Annotated in this window: 18 protein-coding genes; 7 read left to right on the top strand and 11 right to left on the bottom strand. The window is 50.9% G+C overall.

Going from position 1 to position 23481, the window contains the following annotated elements; translation table 11 throughout:
• Positions 1–34: 34 nt before the first annotated feature.
• The 3 genes from rfbB to rfbA form a co-directional block, all read right to left on the bottom strand.
• Positions 35–1072 carry a dTDP-glucose 4,6-dehydratase gene (gene rfbB / locus ACFSX3_RS17745; protein WP_209989353.1) on the bottom strand — a complete coding sequence of 346 codons (1038 nt, stop codon included), beginning with the start codon at positions 1070–1072 and terminating at the stop codon, positions 35–37.
• 73 nt (positions 1073–1145) lie between these two features.
• Positions 1146–1697 carry a dTDP-4-dehydrorhamnose 3,5-epimerase gene (rfbC, locus tag ACFSX3_RS17750; protein WP_209988679.1) on the bottom strand — a complete coding sequence of 184 codons (552 nt, stop codon included), beginning with the start codon at positions 1695–1697 and terminating at the stop codon, positions 1146–1148.
• A gap of 53 nt (positions 1698–1750) precedes the next feature.
• Entirely contained in the window at positions 1751–2623 is an 873-nt protein-coding gene (gene rfbA, locus ACFSX3_RS17755; protein WP_209988681.1) for a glucose-1-phosphate thymidylyltransferase RfbA, read from the bottom strand.
• 134 nt (positions 2624–2757) lie between these two features.
• On the opposite strand from rfbA, the gene ACFSX3_RS17760 reads away from it, so the two are divergent.
• Entirely contained in the window at positions 2758–5217 is a 2460-nt protein-coding gene (locus tag ACFSX3_RS17760; RefSeq protein WP_209988683.1) for an O-antigen ligase family protein, read from the top strand.
• Positions 5218–5337: 120 nt separating this feature from the next.
• Here ACFSX3_RS17760 and galU read toward each other — a convergent pair whose 3' ends face one another.
• Positions 5338–6225, bottom strand: a complete 888-nt coding sequence (galU, locus tag ACFSX3_RS17765) for a UTP--glucose-1-phosphate uridylyltransferase GalU (protein ID WP_209988686.1) — start codon at positions 6223–6225, stop codon at positions 5338–5340.
• Positions 6226–6410: 185 nt separating this feature from the next.
• On the opposite strand from galU, the gene ACFSX3_RS17770 reads away from it, so the two are divergent.
• Positions 6411–7244, top strand: a complete 834-nt coding sequence (locus tag ACFSX3_RS17770) for a hypothetical protein (RefSeq protein WP_209988689.1) — start codon at positions 6411–6413, stop codon at positions 7242–7244.
• Positions 7245–7438: 194 nt separating this feature from the next.
• Here ACFSX3_RS17770 and ACFSX3_RS17775 read toward each other — a convergent pair whose 3' ends face one another.
• From ACFSX3_RS17775 to gmd, 5 genes are all read right to left on the bottom strand, one after another.
• On the bottom strand, positions 7439–9991 hold the full coding sequence (locus ACFSX3_RS17775) for a DUF3656 domain-containing U32 family peptidase (RefSeq protein WP_209988693.1): 2553 nt from the start codon (positions 9989–9991) through the stop codon (positions 7439–7441).
• A gap of 193 nt (positions 9992–10184) precedes the next feature.
• Positions 10185–12149: a stalk domain-containing protein gene (locus tag ACFSX3_RS17780; RefSeq protein WP_209988694.1), complete on the bottom strand. Its 1965-nt coding sequence runs from the start codon at positions 12147–12149 to the stop codon at positions 10185–10187.
• A complete protein-coding gene (locus ACFSX3_RS17785; RefSeq protein WP_379254728.1) occupies positions 12130–13323 on the bottom strand; it encodes a S1C family serine protease in 1194 nt (397 codons plus the stop codon). The genes ACFSX3_RS17780 and ACFSX3_RS17785 overlap by 20 nt, the downstream gene beginning before the upstream one ends.
• A 131-nt stretch (positions 13324–13454) precedes the next feature.
• The gene (locus ACFSX3_RS17790) at positions 13455–13664 is read right to left on the bottom strand and encodes a hypothetical protein (RefSeq protein WP_209988697.1); all 210 of its coding nucleotides are present in this window, start codon (positions 13662–13664) and stop codon (positions 13455–13457) included.
• 346 nt (positions 13665–14010) lie between these two features.
• On the bottom strand, positions 14011–15000 hold the full coding sequence (gmd, locus tag ACFSX3_RS17795) for a GDP-mannose 4,6-dehydratase (protein WP_209988700.1): 990 nt from the start codon (positions 14998–15000) through the stop codon (positions 14011–14013).
• 139 nt (positions 15001–15139) lie between these two features.
• Here gmd and ACFSX3_RS17800 point away from each other — a divergent pair, with 139 nt between their 5' ends.
• Positions 15140–15379, top strand: a complete 240-nt coding sequence (locus ACFSX3_RS17800; protein ID WP_209988703.1) for a DUF3977 family protein — start codon at positions 15140–15142, stop codon at positions 15377–15379.
• 133 nt (positions 15380–15512) lie between these two features.
• Here the strand turns inward: ACFSX3_RS17800 and uvrA are convergent, their stop codons facing one another.
• Complete coding sequence (gene uvrA, locus ACFSX3_RS17805; RefSeq protein ID WP_209988706.1) at positions 15513–18389, bottom strand: excinuclease ABC subunit UvrA; 2877 nt, start codon at positions 18387–18389, stop codon at positions 15513–15515.
• 497 nt (positions 18390–18886) lie between these two features.
• Positions 18887–20878, bottom strand: a complete 1992-nt coding sequence (gene uvrB / locus ACFSX3_RS17810) for an excinuclease ABC subunit UvrB (RefSeq protein WP_209988709.1) — start codon at positions 20876–20878, stop codon at positions 18887–18889.
• A gap of 181 nt (positions 20879–21059) precedes the next feature.
• Between uvrB and ACFSX3_RS17815 the strand changes: the two genes are divergently transcribed.
• From ACFSX3_RS17815 to ACFSX3_RS17830, 4 genes are all read left to right on the top strand, one after another.
• Positions 21060–21842, top strand: coding sequence for a flagellar motor protein (locus ACFSX3_RS17815; RefSeq protein ID WP_209988712.1), 783 nt, complete (start codon positions 21060–21062; stop codon positions 21840–21842).
• On the top strand, positions 21839–22714 hold the full coding sequence (locus ACFSX3_RS17820; RefSeq protein ID WP_209988715.1) for a flagellar motor protein MotB: 876 nt from the start codon (positions 21839–21841) through the stop codon (positions 22712–22714). Before ACFSX3_RS17815 ends, ACFSX3_RS17820 begins: the two co-directional genes overlap by 4 nt.
• Before the next feature lie 84 nt (positions 22715–22798).
• On the top strand, positions 22799–23050 hold the full coding sequence (locus tag ACFSX3_RS17825; protein WP_209988719.1) for a hypothetical protein: 252 nt from the start codon (positions 22799–22801) through the stop codon (positions 23048–23050).
• 15 nt (positions 23051–23065) lie between these two features.
• A complete protein-coding gene (locus tag ACFSX3_RS17830) occupies positions 23066–23431 on the top strand; it encodes a hypothetical protein (RefSeq protein WP_209988723.1) in 366 nt (121 codons plus the stop codon).
• Positions 23432–23481 lie beyond the last annotated feature (50 nt).

Here is a 23481-nt window from a genome sequence, read left to right on the forward strand (position 1 = left end):
TAAAGCACCGTAAGTTTGAATGTTGCTTTCTACACTAAAGAACTCCCAATTGATATTCACCGTTTTTCACTCGATTCAGCCAAATCTGGTTATCGAGATACCACCTTATTGTCCTACGGATACCTTCTTCAAACATAACTGTAGGTTCCCAATTTAATTCATCTTTCATTTTATTTGGATTTATAGCGTATCTTTTGTCATGCCCCAATCTATCTTCAACATATTGAATTAAAGTACTAGGTTTCCCAAGTTCATCTAAAATTATTTTAATTATATCAATATTTGTTTTTTCATTATGTCCGCCAACATTGTAAACTTCTCCAGCCTTACCGGAATGAAGTACAATATCAATCGCAATACAATGATCCTCTACATAAAGCCAATCTCTCACATTTAATCCATCCCCATAAACAGGAAGCGTTTTATCTTCCAGGGCATTCGAGATCATAAGCGGTATAAGTTTCTCTGGGAACTGATAAGGCCCATAATTATTTGAGCATCGTGTAATCGAAGTGTTTAATCCAAAAGTCTCATGATAAGCTCTCACAAACATATCCGCTGAAGCCTTACTTGCAGAGTATGGGCTATTAGGTGCAAGAGGAGTTGTTTCTTCAAAGTACCCGGTTTCTCCCAAGGAACCATAAACCTCATCAGTGGATACTTGAATATATCTAGCATCTGGATTAGAGACCCAATGATTCTTTGCAGCATCCAGCAATGTCTGTGTACCAAGAATATTGGTTTCCAGAAAAACTTGAGGGTTGACAATACTACGATCCACATGAGACTCAGCAGCAAAATTCACTACAGCATCAGGCTGGTATTCATCAAAAAGGCCATTAACCAACTGTGCATCGCAAATATCTCCCTTAACAAATACATGAGACTCATTTCCTTCAATACTTTTAAGGTTATCCAAATTGCCTGCATACGTTAGAGAATCAAGATTAATTATTTTGTAATGTGGATATTTCGAAACCATGTGTAATACAAAATTACTACCGATAAACCCTGCGCCACCTGTAACCAATATAGTCTTTGGAGCTTCACTTTCTTGCTCACTATCTACCATCTGATTTTTGTTAATAGCCAATTCATTCTTCCCCTTAATATTAAAATATGACACTCATTAAAAACTGCAGAGATTAAAATCCTAATTCCTTCAACGTCTTTAGTCCCTTATCTTTCTCAGAAAGAAGTACATCCTTAATATCATTTAAGTGCCAATCGATGTTCAATTCCGGATCATTCCAGAGTATGCCACTTTCAAATTCAGGACGGTAGTAATTAGTACACTTGTACACAAATTCCGCTTCATCAGATAAGACCACAAATCCGTGTGCAAAACCTTCAGGTACATAGAATTGCTTTTTATTATCACCCGATAGTAATACACCATGCCATTGTTTATATGTGGGGGATCCTTTCCGTAAATCGACAGCAACATCAAAAACTTCACCGGATAAGACTCTAACTAATTTCCCCTGAGGATATTGGGTCTGGAAGTGCAAGCCCCGGAGAACACCTTTTTTTGATTTCGACTGATTATCCTGAACAAAAGTCATATCTAAACCTTCAGACTTAAAATCATTAAAATTATAAGTTTCCATAAAGTATCCTCTATCATCCCCAAAAACCCGGGGTTCAATAACCACTAAATCTTCAATATGCGTTTTAATAAAATTGAAATGTCCCATAAGTCCCTCCGATAGTAACATTTTTCGCTTATTTAAGTAGAAAATATAAATTCTCAGATGAAATCATCAGCAACCTGTACTAAATATTTACCATATTCGGTTTTCAAGAGTGGTTTCGCCAAAGTTAGTAACTGATCCTTTGAAATATATTTTTTCTTAAATGCTATCTCCTCCAAACAGGCGACATACAGCCCCTGTCTTTTTTGAATCGCTTCAACAAAGTTGCTTGCTTCCAGCATAGCATCATGAGTCCCCGTATCCATCCATGCCATACCTCTTCCCAACAGTTTAACGTTCAGCATACCTCTGCGCAAATATTCATTGTTAATCTCAGTAATTTCAAGTTCCCCTCGTGCTGAAGGTTTAATCCCCTTTGCAATCTCTACTACCTGATTGTCATAAAAATACAGACCAGGAACTGCGTAATTAGACATAGGATTCAGCGGCTTTTCTTCTATTGATAAAACTTTACCATTCGCATCCGATTCAATTACCCCGTATGCCTCTGGGTTCTTAACAAAGTAACCAAAAATCGTGGCACCACTTTGTATTTCAGCAGCTTCTTTAAGAAATTTACCAAAGCTCTGTCCATAAAAAATATTATCTCCAAGTATCAGTGAGACAGGTTCCCCTCCAATAAATTCTTCACCTATAATGAATGCTTCTGCTAAGCCCCTTGGTTCATCTTGTATAGCATAGGAAATTTGTAATCCTAAATGACCACCATCTCCGAACAACTCTTTAAAACCCTTTATATCTCTGGGAGTTGAAATAATCAAAATCTCTTGAATTCCAGCAAGCATCAATACTGACATAGGATAATAAATCATAGGTTTATCATAAACCGGAATAATTTGTTTAGATATGGCAATTGTTAGAGGGTAGAGTCTTGTTCCAGAACCTCCAGCTAATATAATCCCCTTCATAACAAAATAAACCCCTTTCGACAATCAAGTAGTTTTATGTATTTCCTCATTCTGTAAAAATCATTTTTTACTAACTCTAAGAGCCTGCATATGCTAAAATATCCTCGTACCTACAGATAAAGGAGATTATAAACGTGTCGAAACCAGTATACGGTAAAAATGCGGTTCAGTCGAGAAATGTTGACAAGATATCCAGTTACATATGGGCGTTAGCGATTGGGTTCATTGTTTTTTTGGTCTGGGCCCCGTTTCAAGTGGGATTATTTAATGGGCAGCAGATTGACTTTGAAAAGCCGGTCTATCAGTCTTCACTGCTGAGCAGCCTGTTGCTTCTGGTATGGGTAGGCTTGTACTTCACCAAGTTCAGACTGGAGGGACAGCGTGATATGCTGGCTGTTGCCTCGCTACTACTGCCTGCTACTTACGCGTTGTCGCTTATTGGCGCTGCTTCGCATTATATGGCGATGAATCTGCTGTTTGTGCAGAGCATGTATGTCGCAGTATTCATTATAGCGTTATATTTGCTCCAGCAAAAGCAACTAAATGTTGTCATTCAAAATGCTATTCTGGCGATTGCTTATTTCATCGTCGGTTTCGGTCTGTTAAACTGGCTTGGCAGTTGGAAATTCGCGGGTGGGCTGGTAGGCTGGTTCTCGAATACGGTGCGTGGTGATAAATATTTGGATGCTGTCATGACGGACTCTAACGGGCTGCGTCTGACCTCTATTTTCCAGTATGCCAATACTTATGCCGCCTTCCTCATGGCCTTCCTGTTCGTAGCGGTTTTTGCCCTGGTTCGCTCCAAAAAGTGGTACGGCATGCTGACCCACAGCTTCATGCTGGTTCCGATTATTGTATCTCTGCTGCTGACCTTGTCCCGTGGGGGACTTGTTATGCTGCCGGTAGTGTTCATCCTGCTCCTGCTGTTCTTGAAGCCTGCACAGCAGATTCTCTGGATTATTCATCTGGCGATATCCGGCCTTGCGGCTCTGCTGGTTACCAACCCGCTAACTACACTTGGCACAGAGTTAAATACGGCTTATACCTCATCAGCTGCACTTAAGGCCTGGGCCTATCTGATTGGCGCCTCGGCAGTTGTTGCCGTACTAGGATGGTTGATTCAACGTTATATTGCACCATGGCTGTATGGGAAGCTGGGGAGCTCAGAATCCCGCAAATTCACCGGAATGTGGATTCCGCTCGGCTCAGTCATAGCTGTGGCTATCGTTGCTTTCCTGCTTATCGGAACAGGCTTGAAAAGTGTTTTACCGGATAATATCGAGACACGGCTGGAGAACATCAACTTCAAGCAACACAGTGTACTTGAACGCTTTACTTTCTATAAGGATGCCATGAAAGTAGTGAAGGATTATCCGATTCTCGGATCAGGCGGCGGCGGTTGGGCTTCCTTATATGAAGAGTACCAGAACAACCCTTATATAAGCCGTCAGGTTCATAACTTCTTCTTGCAGTATTTGATCGAGGTCGGGATTGTCGGGTTCATTGTTTTTATGGGCTTTATCGGATATATTTTCTACAAATACATTCGTGCCTACCTGAAACGTGACAAGGATGAGTTCAATAACGGATTCTTCTTCTACATTATTGCGCTGTCTATCCTTGTACACAGTCTGCTGGACTTTAATATGAGTTACGCATTCATGGGTATTCTGGTGTTCATCGGTTTGGCTGGTATGGGCGCTGTAATGGATAACAACCCCCTCCCCCAGAGCTGGAACAAAGCCGGCATTCGGATGGGATACATGGCTGTCCTGACCATCGGGACGGTATTCCTGCTGTTCCTGTCGATCAGCTACATCGGGTCCAGCAATGCTGCGCTCAAAGGTAAGAACTTAGTTTCGGTTAGTACTTCTTACGAGGAAATCAAAACTCCTTTGGTCAAAGCATTAGATGCCCGTCCATACCATCCGGAAGCAGCATTATACTTGTCCACTCTTGACATGCAGGTATTCAAGCAAACCCAAGACGAACAATATCTGGCTGAAGCGTCCAATGTATTGACTCGCGCTTTGAAAGATGAGCCTTACAACAAAAATCTGTTGGCTCAATTGGCCAGCTATTACGATCTGAAGGGCCAGCCTGATATGGCATTGGCAGTATATAGTGACAATGCCTACAAGTTCAACTGGGATATTACATGGTATGAGTCATTGATTAACCGTGCTCAGACGCTTGCTGCGGCGGCGGCTGAGCAGAAGGATGAGGCTAAGAAACAGGAATTCATTACAAGCGGTCTGGACGTATACAAGCATGTAGTGGATGGCGTGGAGCATTTGAAAACCTTGCCGCCTGAGCAGTTGCAAGGCCGTCCGTTCTCGGTTACCCCTGCCATTGCACTAAATGTAGGTAAGCTACAGGTCATCTCAGGACAAAATGATGTAGCTGCTGCTACGTTGAAGCTTGGGTTGAGTGAAGATTACAGTGATACCACTAACCGTGAGGTAGCCCGCTGGTATTTGGCGGCACTGAAGAAAGCAGGAGCAGCAGTAGATCAGCCAGTCTATGACAAGCTGGTTGCCGCTGATCCGGCTGAGGCCGCAGCCATTGAGGCTATTGTGAATACGCAGTACTGATCGCATTAACAGAACAGATATACAAAAAAACGGCTTACTGTCTGAATACAGTGGGCCGCTTTTTTTGATGATATAAGGAAGAGTGGATAAGAATGCGAATGAAGATTAGCGATAGTATACTTATCTGCTAAACAGTCTCTCTTCGTCCTCGATAACCTGCTTCAAATACTCCAGCAGCCCTTCCTTAAGCTCTTCATGCTGAAGTGCGTAGTGAATGCTTGTCTGGATGAAACCCATCTTCTCGCCGACGTCATGCCGTCTTCCTTCAAAGTCATAAGCAATAATCCGCTCTACTTCACTTAAACGGGAAATGGCATCTGTAAGCTGAATCTCGCCGCCTACCCCTACCTGCTGTTCACCCAACATATCGAAGATACGCGGAGTCAGGATATACCGTCCCAGAATTGCCAGGTTGGATGGGGCTTCCTCACGCTTTGGCTTTTCTACAAGCCGGTTGGCTTTGTAGACACGTTCTGCTAATTCAGATCCGTCTACCACCCCGTAACGGGAAACATCCTCCCAAGGTACGGGTTGAACGCCGACAATGGATGATCTGTACTGCTCGTACACTTCAATCATCTGCTTCAGGCAGGGTTTGTTCGACTCCACGATGTCATCCCCCAGCAGGACGGCGAAGGGCTCGTTGCCGATGAACTTACGGGCGCACCAGATGGCATGTCCGAGGCCGCGCGGTTCTTTTTGGCGGATGTAGTGAATGTCTGCCATTTCTGAAGATTTGCGTACCGATTCCAGCAGCTCCCACTTCTGCTTCTCTGCCAGATTGAATTCCAGTTCGAATGAATTATCGAAATGGTCTTCGATTGCGCGCTTGCCTTTACCCGTCACAATAATAATATCTTCAATCCCGGAAGCAACCGCTTCTTCAACAATATATTGAATCGTCGGTTTGTCTACGATGGGCAGCATTTCTTTGGGCATCGCTTTGGTCGCAGGCAGGAAGCGGGTTCCCAGACCGGCAGCAGGAATAATCGCTTTACGGATCTTCATCTCATAGCTCCTTTAACAGATATACTCATAATCTCAATTATAACAGTTCCTGCTGCTTTTGGGCAGCATATGAGACAGGGACAAACAGGGAGAAGAGCTCCAGATGAACACCCGGAGTTGATTGTCTCATTGAATATTGTTATAACAGCACTATACAGGCACTTCCATTCGAAGAGGAGGGTATCATGTTAGACTTATCCAGTCCGGTATGGCAACAGCTTCACGGCCCTTTTGGTTCGGCTGAAGCGGTCCCTGGCTTGTTGCAACAGTTGCAGAAGGACTATACCGCAGAGATTAAAGATGAGCTCTACTGGGAGCACCTGTTCCATCAGGACACGATCTACAGTAGCACCTATGCCTCGTTGCCATATTTGTCGGAGCTCGCCAGGCAGTCGAATGATCCCGAAGTAAAATTGGATATCTACGTGACTTGCGGAATCTTCGTGGCAAATCAGCAGACAGTGAACAGCGGACAGCTTCCTGCTGAATTTGCTCACCAGAACCCGCCGCTTGCTGAGGAACTTGTACGGGGGATTTATACAGCCTACCTCATCGCTGTTGAACATCTGGGCGAGCTATCAGAAGAAATCTTCCGCTATGCAGAAGCGGCTCAAAAGGATGACCAGGAGAAGCGATACATCCTCGCTGCGGATGCTGCTTACCGGGGAGATCGGGTAGTTGCAGGTATATTACTTACCTATTCGGAAGGCGACGAGTATATGGTCGGATGCCCGAGCTGTTATGAGGAAATGTATATTTGGCCGAATGAGAACAGCCTCGGGATGACCGCCTATTCTGACGACCCGGTATTCAACGGCAAGGAGAATGGTCAAGCCGTTACGCCTTCCGCGCTTGGCAGCGTCAGTTCGGAAGACAGCCCGTTAGCACGCCTATGGCAAGCAGCTCATGCCATCAAGAACGGTCAGCTGATGGAGCAACTGCCTTATCTCACCGGAAAGGTGAACTGCCCGGCCTGTGGTGAAGCTCTGGACATCTGGCCGGAGCTGTTGCCGTTGTAAGAAAGAGCTGATGGGTAAAAGGTTTGGTTGGCCTGGATATTGTGGAGGATACAAAAACAGGCCCGGAAGAATATCGGGAGCCATCTGGTTGGATGCCCCCGGTAACTGCCGGGCCTGTTATTATGTCCTTAGGTGATTATGTGCGCGAAACGCGCGAAAACAAGTCCACCCTCAGGGGAATGGGTCTAATTCATTTACTTCGCATTCACCAACTGCCCACGGGTTACCCCGAGCTGGTTAGTGGCCTTCAGGCTCTTCCATACCTGCGTACCGGAGATTTCGCCACGCAGTGCGCGGCTGTAAAGACTGATGACCTCTGCAACCTGCTCTGGAGTCTCCTCCAGGAACTCTACACGGAAAGAAGCTACGCCTAGCTCACGGAAGTTATTGAGGTATTCAGCGCCCGACTGCTCTACCGCGTTATAGACGGTGTTGCGGCATCCTTCATCCACTCGGACGGGATGGGACATGCCGATCCGGTCCTGTAGCGAGGCCCGCTGTTCTTCACAAGGACGGCCACAGTTCGTGTAGTCCGTACCTTCACTCATGAAGGTACAGTAGACACAATGTTCTGTATGGAACATCGGCAGATGCTGGTGGATGACAACCTCCATGCGGGAGGTGTCGCTGTGCCCGAGCAGATCAACCATCTGCTGAATATTCAGGTCATACGACGGTGTCACCATGTCACAACCGGCATCCAGGAACAGATCCACAGCTCTGTGATTGGCGATATTCAGCGAGAAATCGCCAATCAGCCGGGGATGCGCAGCCTCCGGGTGCTCCATGCGGTGGCGCAGGTAATAATACAGCGCGCCGGTGTTGCGGACCAGCACAGCATCCGGCTTAAGCCGCAGGATGTTGGCATGGTAGCCATTCTCGTTCGGCATATGGATGCGTGGTGTGGCCAGCGCAATGCTGGCCCCTGCAGCCCGCACAGCGTCTACTGCCGCCGGGAACTGCTTAATGAACTCGAAATCGGCGTATATATTCGTCACGCCGGCTTCGAGCGCAGCCTGCACCTGCGGCAGGCTGCGGCACAGCGCGGTGAGCTCCGCCTCACCGCCAAGCACGCCCGCGCCATCTCCTGCGGCGATGGCGCCCACTGCGGCGCCCCTGCGGGAGGCGCCGCCGTAGACCTCTACCTCCCGTTTCACATACACGGGAGGCTTAGGGCGCTCGCCCGCAAGCAGCTCCACCGCCTGGCGGCGGATGCTGTTCAGCTCGCGCATGGGCACAATTACGTCGCCTTGCAGATGCGACTCCAGCGCTTCAAGCTGGAACAGGGTCCCGCCCAGGCGGCCGAATTGTTCTTCCAGCAGCGCGGTATCCATCGGACGCTTCTGCGCGGTCTCCAGCGCCAGCTCCGAATCCACACGGACAGTGACGTTCTTCTGAACGTCTGTCCACCAGGTCGTCAGCCTCTCGCCTACGCTGCCCTGCACTCTCACATGAACCGGGAATACCCTGTAGGGCTTCTCGGTCTCGTAGGACTGGCGCAGCGCCTTGTCGAGCGCCGGGTCGTTCGTCTTCCAGATGCGGTCTCCCACATGCAGACGGCGCAGATCTACGTCACTGCGGCCGGGTACGATATCAATAATCCAGCCCTCACCGGCTTCGCCTTCCAGCTTGACACCCTTGCGGCGCAGATCGTAGATGCGGCCGCCTTCTTCCTTCTTCGTCGGATCTCCGGCGTCGAACACAATGCCGTCTCCACGTTTAAGCGGAGCATGAATGCGGCAGACCACGCCATCACGCAAAATCTGCTCCACGGTGCCCAGGTACACGCCCCGGCTCTTGGGGAAGGTACCATCGACTAATTTTTTATTATTGGTGCCTTCAAGGAAACCGTTCGTGAACCCGCGTGAGAAGCTCTGTTGCAGCTCACGCATATCCTCCTTCGAGGTAGGCGTCCAGTTACCTTCAAAATACTTATCAATCGCCTTACGGTACTTACTGACCACATTAGCGACATACTCCGGGGTTTTGAGCCGGCCTTCGATTTTGAACGAAGTCACTCCGGCTTCAATCAGCTCCGGCATCAGGTCGATGGCGGCAAGATCCTTCGGAGACAGCAGGTAGGTCACATCGCCCATCGGCTTCACTTCACCGTCAATCATCAGATCATACGGCAGACGGCAAGCCTGGGCGCATTCCCCGCGGTTCGCTGAGCGTCCGCCCCACATTTCGGAGGTCAGACACTGACCCGAATACGACACGCAGAGCGCGCCATGCACGAATACCTCCATCGGCAGGCGGGCTTGCTCGCCAATCGTGCGGATTTGCTTCAGATTATTTTCACGGCCGAGGACTACGCGTTCCAGCCCCCATGGCTTTGTGAATTCCACCGCTTCCGGCGAGGTAATCGTCATCTGCGTAGAACCGTGAATCGGGAAGTCCGGAGAGATCTCGCGGATCATCTGCACCAGCCCCAGATCCTGAACAATAACGGCATCCACACCCGCATCCACGCAGGCATCAATCAGTCCCTTGGCATCCGGCAGCTCATTCTCGAACACCAGTATATTAAAGGTCAGGAACCCCTTCACTCCATAGCTGTGCAAAAACGCCATAATCTCTGGCAGCTCGTCCATCCGGAAGTTGTTCGCTCTCGCCCGTGCATTGAATTTCTCTACGCCAAAAAAGACAGCATCCGCCCCGTTCGCCACCGCTGCACGCATGCAGTCCCAATCTCCCGCCGGAGCCAGTAGCTCTACGTCTTCTCTGCGTATTCCTTGCTCTTTCATTTATATCCTCCCAAACCGCCTGTTCGGCGGGTCATTTACAGCTTTTTAACTTATTAATTGTATCAAATATCACACCTCAGCGCCATCTAAATGGCAAGAATTATATGAACACTTCCCCAGTTTGTCATCGCACAAAAAAAAGAATGCCCCGCTGCCAACCGGCGCACTGGACATTCTCTTTGACAACTCCCTCCTACTCCCCCGCCCACCCAAACGACCCCAGCACCCGCTCCAGCATCGCCTGCTGACTCGCCGTGGCGTTGGCGGTGTTCAGCGTGATAGTGAGCGTATAGACCACCTCATTGCGGCTGAACACAATGATTTTCGTGCCCACGGGGATGCTGTTCTTGGTCTGTTCTACCGTGAGTATGGTGGCTGGCATACCGGCGAAGGCGGTTTCTGTGATGCTTTTCACCTGCGGGCCCTTGGGATCTTGCTTGGTGTTCTGGTAATAGCTCTGCAGCTGGCTGACGGCATACTCCTGCGTGACCTCGGGGCTGGCATAGAGCTGGAACCGGCCGCCGGTGAAGCGGTATTCCACGCTCTGGCTCTCAAACAGATCCTGAACCGGGCTCCACAGCCGCGGAATATCGAGCTTGTAGCCGTAGGTCTTGGAGATCTTGGTGACCGACTTCTGGCTGAGCTGGGGATAATCCTCTGACGCCAGGCGTCCGAAGTTACTCTTCGTCTGGGCAAAATCAATATCGATCGAGTTCAGCACCTCTGTGAAGCGCGCCTGATCACCACTCTGCCCGGGTCCGGAAGCCGCGACATATTCAAAATAATAACGGTACCCGTTCTTCAGCAGCAAAATCTGATATTCGGTACTCCACCCGCTGCCCGGGTTAAGCCCGATCTCATTAATCAGCACCGGCTCACCGGAGACCTTGCCCGCTACGCTGTCCTTCAAGGTGTAGGCCTCAGCCACATAGGTGTCACGGAGCTGAGACAGCAGTTCCTGGTTCCAGCTTGCCAGCGTGGAGCCTGCAGGGGCGGAGCTTACTTTTACACGCAGGTAACTCCCCTGTTTGCCCGTATAGTAGAGCTGCTGGTCATCCGCACTCCAGTCGGCAGGGACCTTAAGCGCAATTCCGTAGTCATCGTTGTATCCTTCGCGCAGCCCGTTGCGGATCGTGGAGAGGTCGCGGATCGTTCGGTCTGAGGCGTCAAAAGAGGGCTGAAAAGAATTCAGCAGCGCCGCATATTTGCCCAGGTCCTTATAGTTGGCAGCATTGTCATCTGTCAGATAGATCTCATACAGCCTGCCTCCGGCATAATATTGCCTGCCCTCCCAGAGCGCGCCGCTAGAATCCTTGCTCACGGTCCGGGCGTAAGGAACCTTGGCCTTAGACACAGCCTCCCGGTCCAGCAGAATTTCTCCACCCTCTTCCGATGAGCGGACCAGATTCTCCAGCAGCCCTTCGGGATCGAGCGGAACGGTAAGCGGCGAAGCGTGCACCTCCAGATAGTACCCGTTCTCTGCACTCGTAAAAGTCGCTACGCTCTCATTCCCTGCGCTGTCGCCTACGACCAGCCCTGCCGGATAGTTCATGCTCCACTCCAGATAGCTGTTGCCGATCCGGGTTTTGCCGGCGTCACTGTCAATCCCACTTTGCGCTTCAATGCCTACTGCTGCCACTGGGGGAGATAACGTAACTAGTATCCCTCCGCCCTCCGCCGGAGTCATCCGCGCACCCAGCACCCCAGCCACGAACCTCAGCGGCACCATCAGCACACCGGATACCATGCGCGGCGGCGCGGCGAGCTTGATTTTGACGCCATCCTTCCAGGCAGTCGTGCTGCCTATTGTCATCGCCCCGGTATGCGGCCCGTACATAACCTTCACCACATCATCGCCTTGCAGGGAGACGGTGCTGCCGAAGGCTTTTTTAAAAATCCCCAGCGGGACCAGCAGCGTTCCATTCTCAGAAAAAGGCTTCGGAATCGTGACCGGCTTCCCGTTAACCGTTGCAGAAGCACTGCCCGCTTGAAGACTAAGCTGTAGCAATGCCCCCTCTGCCGCCCGGGCCTTTCCCACAGGAAATAGGCTGAGCAGCAACAATAGGACTACAATAACTGACACTCCGCGCCGTAGTTGTCCCGCCCTGCTGTCCGGTCCGGCTGTACCTGCCGCCTCCTCACTCTGTCGTCTGATCATCGGTCTCCCCCTCCGTCTTAGCGGCGTTCACCAGAGGATCACCTTGTCCAAGAACAAGGCTTCTGGCCACGATATCGCCGTCACTCTGCATCAGCAGCTTGACCACTGCCCCCGGCTTGTACTGTCTGAATAACTCATTAACATCGACAAGTGAGGTTACCCGGTGTCCGTCTATAGCGTACAGTGCATCTCCCGCCGTAATTCCTGCCTTGCGCGCTTCTGCGGTAAGCACCTTCGTCACCGTCAATGGCTCCTGCCCCGGTAGTCCGACAATTACAGGCCAGCTCTCCTCAAGCTCCACTCCAAGACTCGGACGCCGGACCTCTCCATATTGGAGCAGCTGATTCATGATGTACTTCACCGTATCTGCGGGAATCGAGAAGCCCATATTCTCCACACCCACGGCTGCGAACTTCATACTGTTGACCCCGAGTACCTCCCCCTTCATATTGACCAGCGGTCCTCCGCTATTGCCGGGATTGATGGCCGTATCGCTCTGAATCAGCCGGTACGCCGCATCCACCGAACGGTTGAGACCGCTGATCACGCCTACAGTAGCCGAATTTCTCAGGGAAAAGGAGATCGGCGTCCCGATCGCTATAACCTTCTCGCCTACCTGAAGATTCGCGGCGCTGCCTGCGAAGGTTGCAGGCTTTAGGGCCTTGGCCTTGGCTTTGATTTTGACCAGGGCAAGATCACTGAATTCATCCGAGTATGTATCTGTGATGTTATAGCTTGTTCCGTCTGAGGTGACCACGACCGCCTTCTCCAGCCCGGCCATCACATGAGCATTGGTAATGATCCATCCGTCTGCGCTGACGATAATCCCGGAGCCGTGGGTCAGATTGTAACGGTCATCCGGACCGCCGGTTTCTCCGCCCGCTTTGCCGATAATGCCGACTACAGACGGCGAGACTATACTTATGATTTGCGGAACCGGGTCTGCTGCTGCGGGCTGGCTCCATTGCCCCTTGCTCTCCTTTTGCGCCTTACTTGCTTGTCCGGCCTTCATTACGTTGACAGTTGCGCCTCTCTCAGCCGCTAAAGCTCCTGTCCCGCCGTAGCCCGCCCCATGAACAACACCGGCAGGACTTATGAATCCCGACAATACCAACAGCATAATGCTCAGCAGTACCACCCTGCCTCGGGCAGTTCCGCTCCTCCCCATTCCCATGGCTTTCCCCTTCTTTCCTGTGCGCGAAGCATATAAATTCTTATCTTTAAAAAAAGACGCCTTTAGGATCGCCGCTGGCGGTAAAGGTGTCTTTAAGATGAGCTTGCATCTGAGGTTATGTGTGCCTTACTCTAGCTGAACCAGTTCACAATCATTGCATAATCGGAGACCACAAACACCAGCAGGCTTACCACTCCAAAACCGATGGCAAATTTGTTCTTCTGCGGAGCTCTAAGCAGCCGGACCACACCGATAAGTATCAGGATCGTGAATACAATCATAAACGCATCGAAGGTATGAAATTTAGACGGTTCTTGCGCGGCAGCTTCTGCAAGCAGCATGGCAATCCCTCCCTGAGAGTGTTGTCAAGCAAGTTTCTCTAATCCATATTACCTTCTATGTTATCGTTACCATTTCAGTCACGCAATAGAAATATTTTAAAAATGGCGTATTTGTCACAAAAAATATTCCCCATGGCTAAATCACGCCTCTGATTGGCGATATTTATCATTGACCGCCGTTGTATTTTCAATTTTCAAAGAGCCAATCCACCTCAATCCAGCCTACAGCTGCTGCTATCCATTCAACGCAAAAGCTTCTCATTGAATCTTACGGCAGACATGCTATAGATATGCCTGTTTGGACTTGGTGGACTTGGTGGGCTAGTTGGACCTCAATACCACGAAATCACACTATTTTAACACCTTTAATTAAATTTTCATTAATGAGCGCTAAATCGCTATCCACCATCATCTTGACCAATTGTTCAAATGTAACCTCCCGTTCCCAGCCTAGCTTTTCTTTAGCCTTGGAGCAATCGCCAAGCAGTAGATCCACTTCAGCAGGTCTAACAAATCTCTGATCAACCACAACATAATCTTTCCAATCCAGTCCTACATGAGTAAATGCGATATCTACAAGTTCTTCAATCGTATGTGTCTCCGCAGTCGAGATTACGAAATCATCCGCTTTATCCTGCTGAAGCATCAGCCACATCGCTTTAACATAATCCCCTGCAAAGCCCCAATCTCTTTTTGCATCCAGATTTCCCATCCGGAGTTCCGTTTGCAGACCCAGTTTTATTCTCGCCACAGCATCAGATACTTTGCGGGTTACAAATTCAATGCCACGACGTGGCGATTCATGGTTGAACAAGATTCCAGAACAAGCAAACATGTTGTAGCTTTCTCTATAATTAACAGTAATCCAGTGACCATAAACTTTAGCTACACCATATGGACTTCGTGGATAAAATGGGGTCGTTTCTTTCTGTGGTGTTGCTAATACTTTACCAAACATTTCACTGCTTGAGGCTTGATAAAATCTTGCTTCCGGTTTAGTCAAACGCACCGCCTCGAGCAAATTGGTAACACCCATTCCAGTAGCCTGAGCAGTTGCAACGGGTTGAACCCAGGAGGTTGCTACGAAAGACTGTGCGGCCAGGTTATAGACTTCATCCGGATCTGAGATGCTCACCGCTCTCATCAGTGACCCCAGATCCAGCAAATCCCCTTCAATAAGTTCGATTTCATTCTTCAGATGTCCGATGTTATCCATAATTGGTATACTTGTTCTACGGCGCAAACCAAATACTTTATATCCTTTTGACAAGAGAAGCTCTGCTAAATAAGATCCATCTTGTCCTGTAATCCCTGTAATTAATGCACGCTTTGTCACTTCAAATCCCCCTTTTTCATAGGTAATAAGGCTTACTGATACCTATTAACAAAGCCTGCAGAATATGTCTAAGCCAGCCCTCCTCGGAATCCCTCTCGAGAATCGGTACACATTATTTAGAAAGAGCGGTGACCCCTGCTTGAAATACATCGAATTCGGAATCGGAAACACATGGTGGGTGCGAACAGAGATTGAACAGCCGGATGGCACAGAGGCCGAAGTACAGGGGATCGTCCGGCCAGTTATCTTCCGTTCCTTGTACATCCGGGTCTGGATCGGAAGAACCGTCTGGATTGCGGACTCACGGGAAGGGTTCAAACGGGGAGCTAAATCTACCTGCCGGTTTAAAATTATCTTCGGCATCCGCAGTGAGTTGTAGCGGGGAGCCGATAATGTAAATAAACTTGTGAAACATATCGTGATATTAAAAACAACCCTTGCCTCTCCTGTAAGAAGAGACAAGGGTTATTCGGGTTAATAAGGGATTAGGTTTTATACTGCTCTTCCTGCATTTACACCGTCTCAGAAGGCTGCAATTCCATAGCCAACGTACGTTCCGTATCACGGATCAGGACAGGCTTCAGGTAGCGGCCGGTGTAGGATTCTTCAACGCTGATCAGCTTCTCTGGTGTTCCGGTAGCAAGGACTGTACCGCCGCCGCTGCCACCTTCCGGTCCCATATCGATAATGTAGTCGGCTGTCTTGATGACATCAAGATTATGCTCGATGACCAGGACCGATTCGCCGGAATCGACCAGCCGGTGCAACACCTCAAGCAGACGGCCGATGTCATCGACATGCAGACCGGTTGTCGGCTCATCCAAGATATAGAGCGTCTTGCCGGTACTGCGACGATACAGCTCGGATGCCAGCTTCACACGCTGGGCTTCACCGCCGGACAGGGTGGTTCCCGGCTGGCCGATGTTGATGTAACCCAGACCTACATCCAGCAGGGTCTGCATTTTGCGGTGAATTTTCGGAATATTCTTGAAGAACTCCGTTGCATCCTCCACTGTCAGCTCAAGCACATCCGAGATATTCTTGCCTTTATATTTCACTTCCAGCGTCTCGCGGTTGTACCGTTTGCCTTTGCAAACTTCACAGGGTACGTAGACATCAGGCAGGAAGTGCATCTCAATCTTGATAATGCCGTCTCCACGGCACGCCTCACAGCGTCCGCCCTTCACATTGAAGCTGAAGCGCCCCTTCTGGAAGCCGCGCACCTTGGCCTCGTTCGTCTTGGAGAACAAATCACGGATATCATCGAACACGCCTGTGTACGTAGCCGGATTGGAGCGCGGGGTACGTCCGATGGGGGACTGGTCAATTTCGATAACCTTGTCCAGATTCTCCAGGCCGCGGATTTCTTTGTGCAAGCCGGGACGGACCTTGACCGCCTTGTTCAGCTGGCGGGCCAGACTCTTGTAGAGAATCTCGTTAATGAGCGAAGATTTGCCGGAACCGGATACGCCGGTTACCGCTGTGAAGACACCGAGCGGGATTTTCACATTCACATTCTTCAGGTTATTCTCCTTCGCTCCACGGATCTCGATCCAGCGTTCATTATCGGTTGGCCGCCGCTTGGCAGTCACCGGGATGAACTTGCGTCCGCTCAAGTATTCACCCGTCAGGGAGTTCGCATCCTGCATAATTTCCTGCGGTGTCCCTTGAGCAATGATATGGCCGCCATGTTTGCCGGCCCCCGGTCCAATGTCGATAATATAGTCAGCCGCCATCATGGTATCCTCATCATGCTCAACGACGATGAGCGTATTGCCGAGATCGCGCATATGGGCCAACGTAGCAATCAGCCGGTCATTGTCCCGCTGATGCAGGCCGATACTTGGCTCATCCAGAATATAGAGGACACCCATCAGACTGGAGCCGATCTGGGTAGCCAGCCTGATGCGCTGGGCTTCCCCGCCGGATAGAGAACCTGCTGCCCGGCTAAGGGTCAGATAGTTCAGCCCCACATTCACCAGGAAGCCGAGCCGGCTGCTGATTTCCTTGAGGATCAGATTAGCAATCGCTGTTTCTTTCTCACTAAGCTTGAGCTCAGCGAAGAAGTCCAGGCAATCCCCAATCGAAAGATCCGTCACATCGGCAACATTCCGCTCATTGATGGTCACCGCCAAAATCTCTTTCTTGAGCCGTTTACCCTTACACGAATGGCAGGGTTTGGCGCTCATGAAGCCCTCAATGAACTCACGGATACCTTCGGAGGCTGTATCGCGGTAACGGCGCTCCAGATTAGGAATAATCCCCTCAAAGGCAACCAGGGCGTCTTTGCGCTGGCCGAAGTCATTCTCATACCGGAAGCGGATCTTCTCGCTGCCTGTTCCGTGCAGCAGCTTGGTCATATGCTCCGGTGACAAGCTGCTGAGCGGCACATTCTGCGGGATTTTGAAATGCTCGCATACGGATTTCAGGAACTGCGGATAGTAGTTCGACGTACTGCCTGTCCAGGCCAGGAATGCCCCTTCTTCAATGGACTTCTCCATGTCAGGAATCAGCAGATCAGGGTCAACCACCATATTCATCCCCAGTCCGTCACACTCAGGGCAGGCCCCAAATGGACTGTTGAAGGAGAACATGCGCGGCGCCAGCTCTTCTATGCTGAATCCGCAGACAGGACAAGCAAAGCTTGCACTGAACAACAGCTCTTCCTGGCCCATCACATCCACGAGAATCTGACCGCCGGACAGCTTCAGCGCAGTCTCCAGGGAATCGGTAAGCCGGGTCTCGATATCATCCTTAATCACAATCCGGTCCACGACAACCTCAATCGTATGCTTTTTGTTCTTCTCCAGTACAATATCTTCCGTCACTTCGCGCAGCTCACCGTCCACTCGTACACGGACGAAGCCTTGCTTCGAGATATCTGTGAACAGACCCTTATGCTCACCCTTACGGCCGGAAATGACCGGGGCCAGAATCTGCAGGCGTGTCTTCTCCGGGTATTGCATGATCCGGTCCACCATCTGTTCAACGGTCTGCGAAGTGATCTCTATGCCATGATCCGGACAGTGGGGATGCCCGACCCGGGCAAAAAGCAGCCGCAGATAGTCATAGATTTCGGTAACCGTCCCTACTGTCGAACGCGGGTTACGGCTTGTAGTCTTCTGGTCAATTGATATCGCCGGGGAGAGTCCTTCAATGGAATCTACATCCGGCTTCTCCATTTGGCCCAGGAACTGGCGCGCATAAGCAGACAAAGACTCCACATACCGGCGTTGTCCCTCGGCGTAGATGGTGTCGAAGGCCAGGGAGGATTTGCCCGAACCGCTCAGTCCCGTCAGCACGACGAAGCGGTCGCGCGGAATCGTTACGTCGATGTTCTTGAGATTATGGGCCCTTGCGCCCTTGATTACTATACTTTCATGTGCCAACGATACCTCTCCTTTAAGGGGAATTTAAAATGCAAAAACATTTTGGGAAAATATTTTCGATCCCTCCCAAACCCTCCCTTCCAAGGGAGGGCCCCAAGGGTTGCACCCTCTGGACACCTGCAAACTTGGCGGAAAGCGTTGGGCTGGGTGGATGGACGACTATTGGGGCAATAGGCTCGCTAGCCCCTACGGGGCCGCTGTACGATTAGAGCGATTCGGCTCGCTGCTGCTTGCCGTCAACGCTGTCCCTGCGGGATACGCGCCAAGAGCTTAACTGCGGGCTGTTCCTTCGGAATGCGCAAAGGGCTTCAACGGCACGCTGTCCCTCCGGGATACACGCTAAGGGCTTGAGTGCACGCTGTCCCTGCGGGATACGCGCCAAGAGCTTGAGTGCACGCTCTCCCTACGGGATACGCGCTAAGGGCTTTAACCATACTATCTTCAAAAGGAACGGCCTGAATAGCGCCGTTCCCTGGATCGTTAACTTCAGTGCCGGGTTACTCTGCCCGCAGCTCAAGCAAGGCATCGCGCAGCTCGGCGGCGCGCTCGAATTGCAGGTTCTTGGCGGCATCCTTCATCTCGGCCTCCAGACGTTGCATCAGACTCTGCTTGTCTTTCTTGTTCAGCTTGCCACCGACACCGGTGAGGTAATCGGCCTTGGACTCAGCAACCTTGGTGGCCTCGATAATGTCGCGGACCTTCTTGTTGATGGTTGTCGGGGTAATCCCGTGCTTCTCATTATGGGCGATTTGAATCTCACGGCGGCGCTGGGTTTCGCTCATCGCCTTCTCCATGGAATCTGTAATGCGGTCCCCATACAAAATAACACGCCCCTCAGAGTTACGAGCGGCCCGGCCGATCGTCTGGATCAACGAACGCTCGGAACGGAGGAAGCCTTCCTTATCGGCATCCAGGATGGCGACAAGCGAGACCTCCGGCAGGTCAAGACCCTCTCTAAGCAGGTTAATGCCGACCAGTACGTGGAATGTACCCAGACGCAGATCACGCAGGATCGCCATCCGCTCCAGTGTCTTGATATCGGAGTGCATATAACGTACCTTGATGCCAATCTCCTTGAAGTAGTCCGTCAGGTCCTCAGACATCTTCTTCGTAAGGGTGGTAACGAGTACACGCTCATCGCGTTCAACCCGGTCACGGATTTCATTGATCAGATCATCGATCTGTCCTTCGGTAGGGCGCACTTCAATGATCGGGTCAAGCAGACCCGTAGGACGGATAATCTGCTGTACTGTTGTATCGCAGTGTTCCATCTCATAAGGTCCCGGTGTAGCGGACACATATATAATCTGGCTCACTTTGTCTTCGAATTCCTCGAACTGCAGCGGCCGGTTATCCAGTGCAGACGGCAGGCGGAAGCCATGCTCCACGAGTACTGTCTTACGCGCGCGGTCACCATTATACATCGCCCGGATCTGCGGAAGCGTGGCATGGGACTCGTCAATCACAATTAGCATATCATCCGGGAAATAGTCCATCAGCGTATAAGGAGTCGCTCCCGGTTCACGGAAGGTAAGCGGACCCGAATAGTTCTCGATCCCTGAACAAAAGCCGACTTCCTTCATCATCTCGATATCATAACGGGTCCGCTGCTCCAGCCGCTGGGCCTCCAGCAGCTTGCCTGCTCCATTAAGCACAGCCAGCCGTTCCTCAAGCTCACGTTCAATATTAACAAGGGCTACACGCATCGTCTCTTCCTGGGTGACAAAGTGGGACGCCGGGAAGATCGCGATATGATCGCGTTCGCCGATTAGCTCACCAGTCAGAACATTTATCTCCGTGATCCGTTCAATCTCGTCTCCGAACAGTTCTACCCGGATCGCATGTTCTCCCTGAGAAGCCGGGAAGATCTCAATTACATCCCCGCGCACACGGAACGTACCGCGCACAAAATTAATATCATTACGCTGATACTGGATATCTACGAGCCGGCTCAGAATCTGATTACGCGGCTTCTCCATCCCTACCCGCAGCGAGAGCAGCAAGCTTCCATATTCCTTCGGCGAACCGAGGCCATAAATACACGACACACTCGCCACAATAATAACGTCACGGCGTTCGAATAACGAGCTGGTTGCAGAGTGGCGGAGCTTGTCGATTTCTTCATTTATGCTGGAATCTTTCTCAATGTAGGTATCGGAGGAAGGAATGTACGCCTCTGGCTGGTAGTAATCGTAGTAACTGACGAAGTAATCAACGGAATTGTTTGGAAAAAATTCTTTGAACTCACTCGCCAGCTGTGCAGCAAGCGTCTTGTTGTGCGCAATGACCAGCGTCGGACGGTTCAATTTGGAAATCACTTGTGCGATGGTAAAGGTCTTGCCTGTACCTGTCGCTCCCAGCAGCGTCTGGTGCTTCTTGCCCTGCCGGATGCCGTCCACTAACTCTTCTATGGCATGAGGCTGATCGCCCTGGGGTGTATACTCGGACTCCAGTTCAAAAGTCTTTGTACTGACGACAATATCACTCATTTGCCCGTCTCCCCTCTATCGTCTAGAATATATGAATATATTATAATTTTAACCCTAATGATCCTTCATCCATACCATACTGAAAAATATGGAAGATAGGAATGCACGTTCCCGTTTATTATACAGCGTCGCCCAGACTGTTGCAAACCATAATATATAGAAATTTAAGGAGCCTGAATTTATGGATTTCACTACAATAATCGGCCTGCTGGCCGGGATTGCCGCTATGATCGGCGGATTTCTGTGGGAAGGCGGCAGCCTGTCCGGCTTACTACAACCCAACGCTGCCCTGATCGTGTTCGGCGGTACTCTTGCGGCGGTACTCATCAGCTTCCCGACGTCCAAGCTCCGCAGCATTCCGGCGGCGCTTGGCCTGGCTTTTGGCAGACAGCAAGATACCAGCCGGGAACAAGCCGAAGAACTGATTGCCATGGCTGCACTGACGCGGCGCGGCGGTGTTCTCGCCCTGGAGAAAAGAGCGGAGGATCACCCCGATCCCTTCACCCGTGAAGGCCTGTTTCTGATTGTCGACGGCAATGACCCGGATCAGGTCCGCCAGATCCTGGAGCTTGGGATGGATGCCAAGGAGCTGAAATATGAAGGCTATGCCAAAATATTTGAAGCCGCTGGCGGCTATGCACCGACCATGGGGATTATCGGCACCGTTATGGGGCTGATCCGGGTACTGAGCAATTTAACGGACCCTTCCAATCTGGGCGCGTCGATTGCTGTAGCTTTTACAGCAACGCTCTATGGCGTAGCCAGCGCCAATCTACTCTTTTTACCCATCGCTTCCAAAATCAAATCCCGCAGCCAAAGTGAGCTGGGCACCATGGAGATGCTGCTCGTAGGCATTCTGTCCCTGCAGAACGGGGATCACCCGCATCTGGTCCGGCAAAAGCTGGCCCCCTTCCTGGCAGACGCCCCTAAACGCAGCAGCACCAGTCCGGGGGACTCGCTATGAGACAAAGAAACCGCCGGCAGCGCCGCGCCGCCGCAGGCAAGGAGAGCCGGGACCGCTGGATGATTACCTACGCGGATCTGATCACGCTTCTGCTTATTTTCTTCGTGATTCTGTATGCTATGAGCAGCCTGGATTCGCAGAAATATGCCATTGTCAGCGGCTCCTTATCGGATACCTTCAAGAACGGAAGTAAAGTACTGGAGGGTGGAAGCGGCGTGCTGGAGGGCCATCCGGGAATCACAGGAACAGACGTTTCGAAGGGTCCTAATGAAGACGGCGGAACCGCTGGCGGTCCTTCTGCTACAGGCTCCGCGAATGCGGACGGGCTGAATGCAACCGGACAAACAGGAGATGGGGCTGGGCACCAGCCGTCAGCGCGTGAGCTTGCTTTTCGGGAACAGGAAGCGAAGCTGGCTGCGCTTATGGGGGTTATCACCCAATACGTGGAGGAGAATAACCTGGGTGAGCAGATTTTTGTTGCCGATAAGCCGCAGGGCATTGCCATCACGCTGAGTGACCGGTTCCTGTTCGATGCGGGTAAGGCTGAGTTGAAATCTCCTGCGTTCCCTGCACTGCGCCAGCTCTCCGGCCTGTTCCGCGGCATCGGCGCCACCATCAGCATCGAAGGCCACACCGACAATGTTCCCGTGACGCCAGGCTCGGTGTACAAAGATAACTGGGATCTATCCGGCGCCCGTGCGCTGTCCGTCCTGCGCTTTTTTCTGGACAAAGAGGGGCTGAGCCCCGATACCTTCCAGTACGCGGGTTATGCCGATACCCGGCCCGCCTACGATAATACAAGCGCCGAGGGAAAACAGCGGAACCGCCGGGTTGAACTCATTGTTCTGCGGCAGCTGCAGGAGGAAGAATAGCACGTAACCGCGAGCGGATCCGCTCAGATACCGGCAGGCGGCAGAAGCATATATCCATTTGCTAATATAAGGAGATAGACCGCTATGCAGGATACAAACGGAGCGGCGCCGGAGGCCGCAGGGTTTTTCAGGTTTTTGCGGCTGGCAGTTTCGCTGATCGTGATCATTATTGCCCAGGGGATGCTTACCCTCTTCGTCGGATTTTTTGCCGCCTTCATGCAGTTCTTCTCCTCCCGTTACTTCTGGGGAGACCTGGCCCGCGTCTATCCGCTGGACAAGCTGATTGCAATTGGCGCTGATTACCTTATTGCCGGAGCTCTCTTCGCCCTGGCTTGATTCGGGGTCTGGTGGATGCTCTACGGCTTGTCCGGGAATGGGCGTATCCGCTGTTTCCCCCTGCTTCTGCTGAGCGCGTATTCGACGTTTCTTCTCCTCTTTTTACAAGTCAATCCGGTCTATAACCCGGAAGCCATGATCCCCAGTTCTGCCGGGGAAGCGACATTTATCGTTTGTATGGGGATGTCGGCCGCCGTGCTTTTCCCGTTTTATTCAGCCGGAGTGTATTATTTCGTGCTCAAGCCCGCCACCCGTCCGCGAAAAAGATACCGTTTCCTGCTGCTGTGCTCTGTATTTTCCATTGCGGGTCTGGCTCTTCTGCCCCTGCTGTGGCAGCTGGCTCCGGGCCTTTATCCCGGTCTGCTTGGGTTTCCGGAATGATATACAGACGCAAAAAGACAGACCTCTCACATTAGTAACATCTAATGTAA

The organism is Paenibacillus rhizoplanae (assembly GCF_042684125.1).
Classification (GTDB): Bacteria; Bacillota; Bacilli; order Paenibacillales; family Paenibacillaceae; genus Paenibacillus_AQ; species Paenibacillus_AQ rhizoplanae.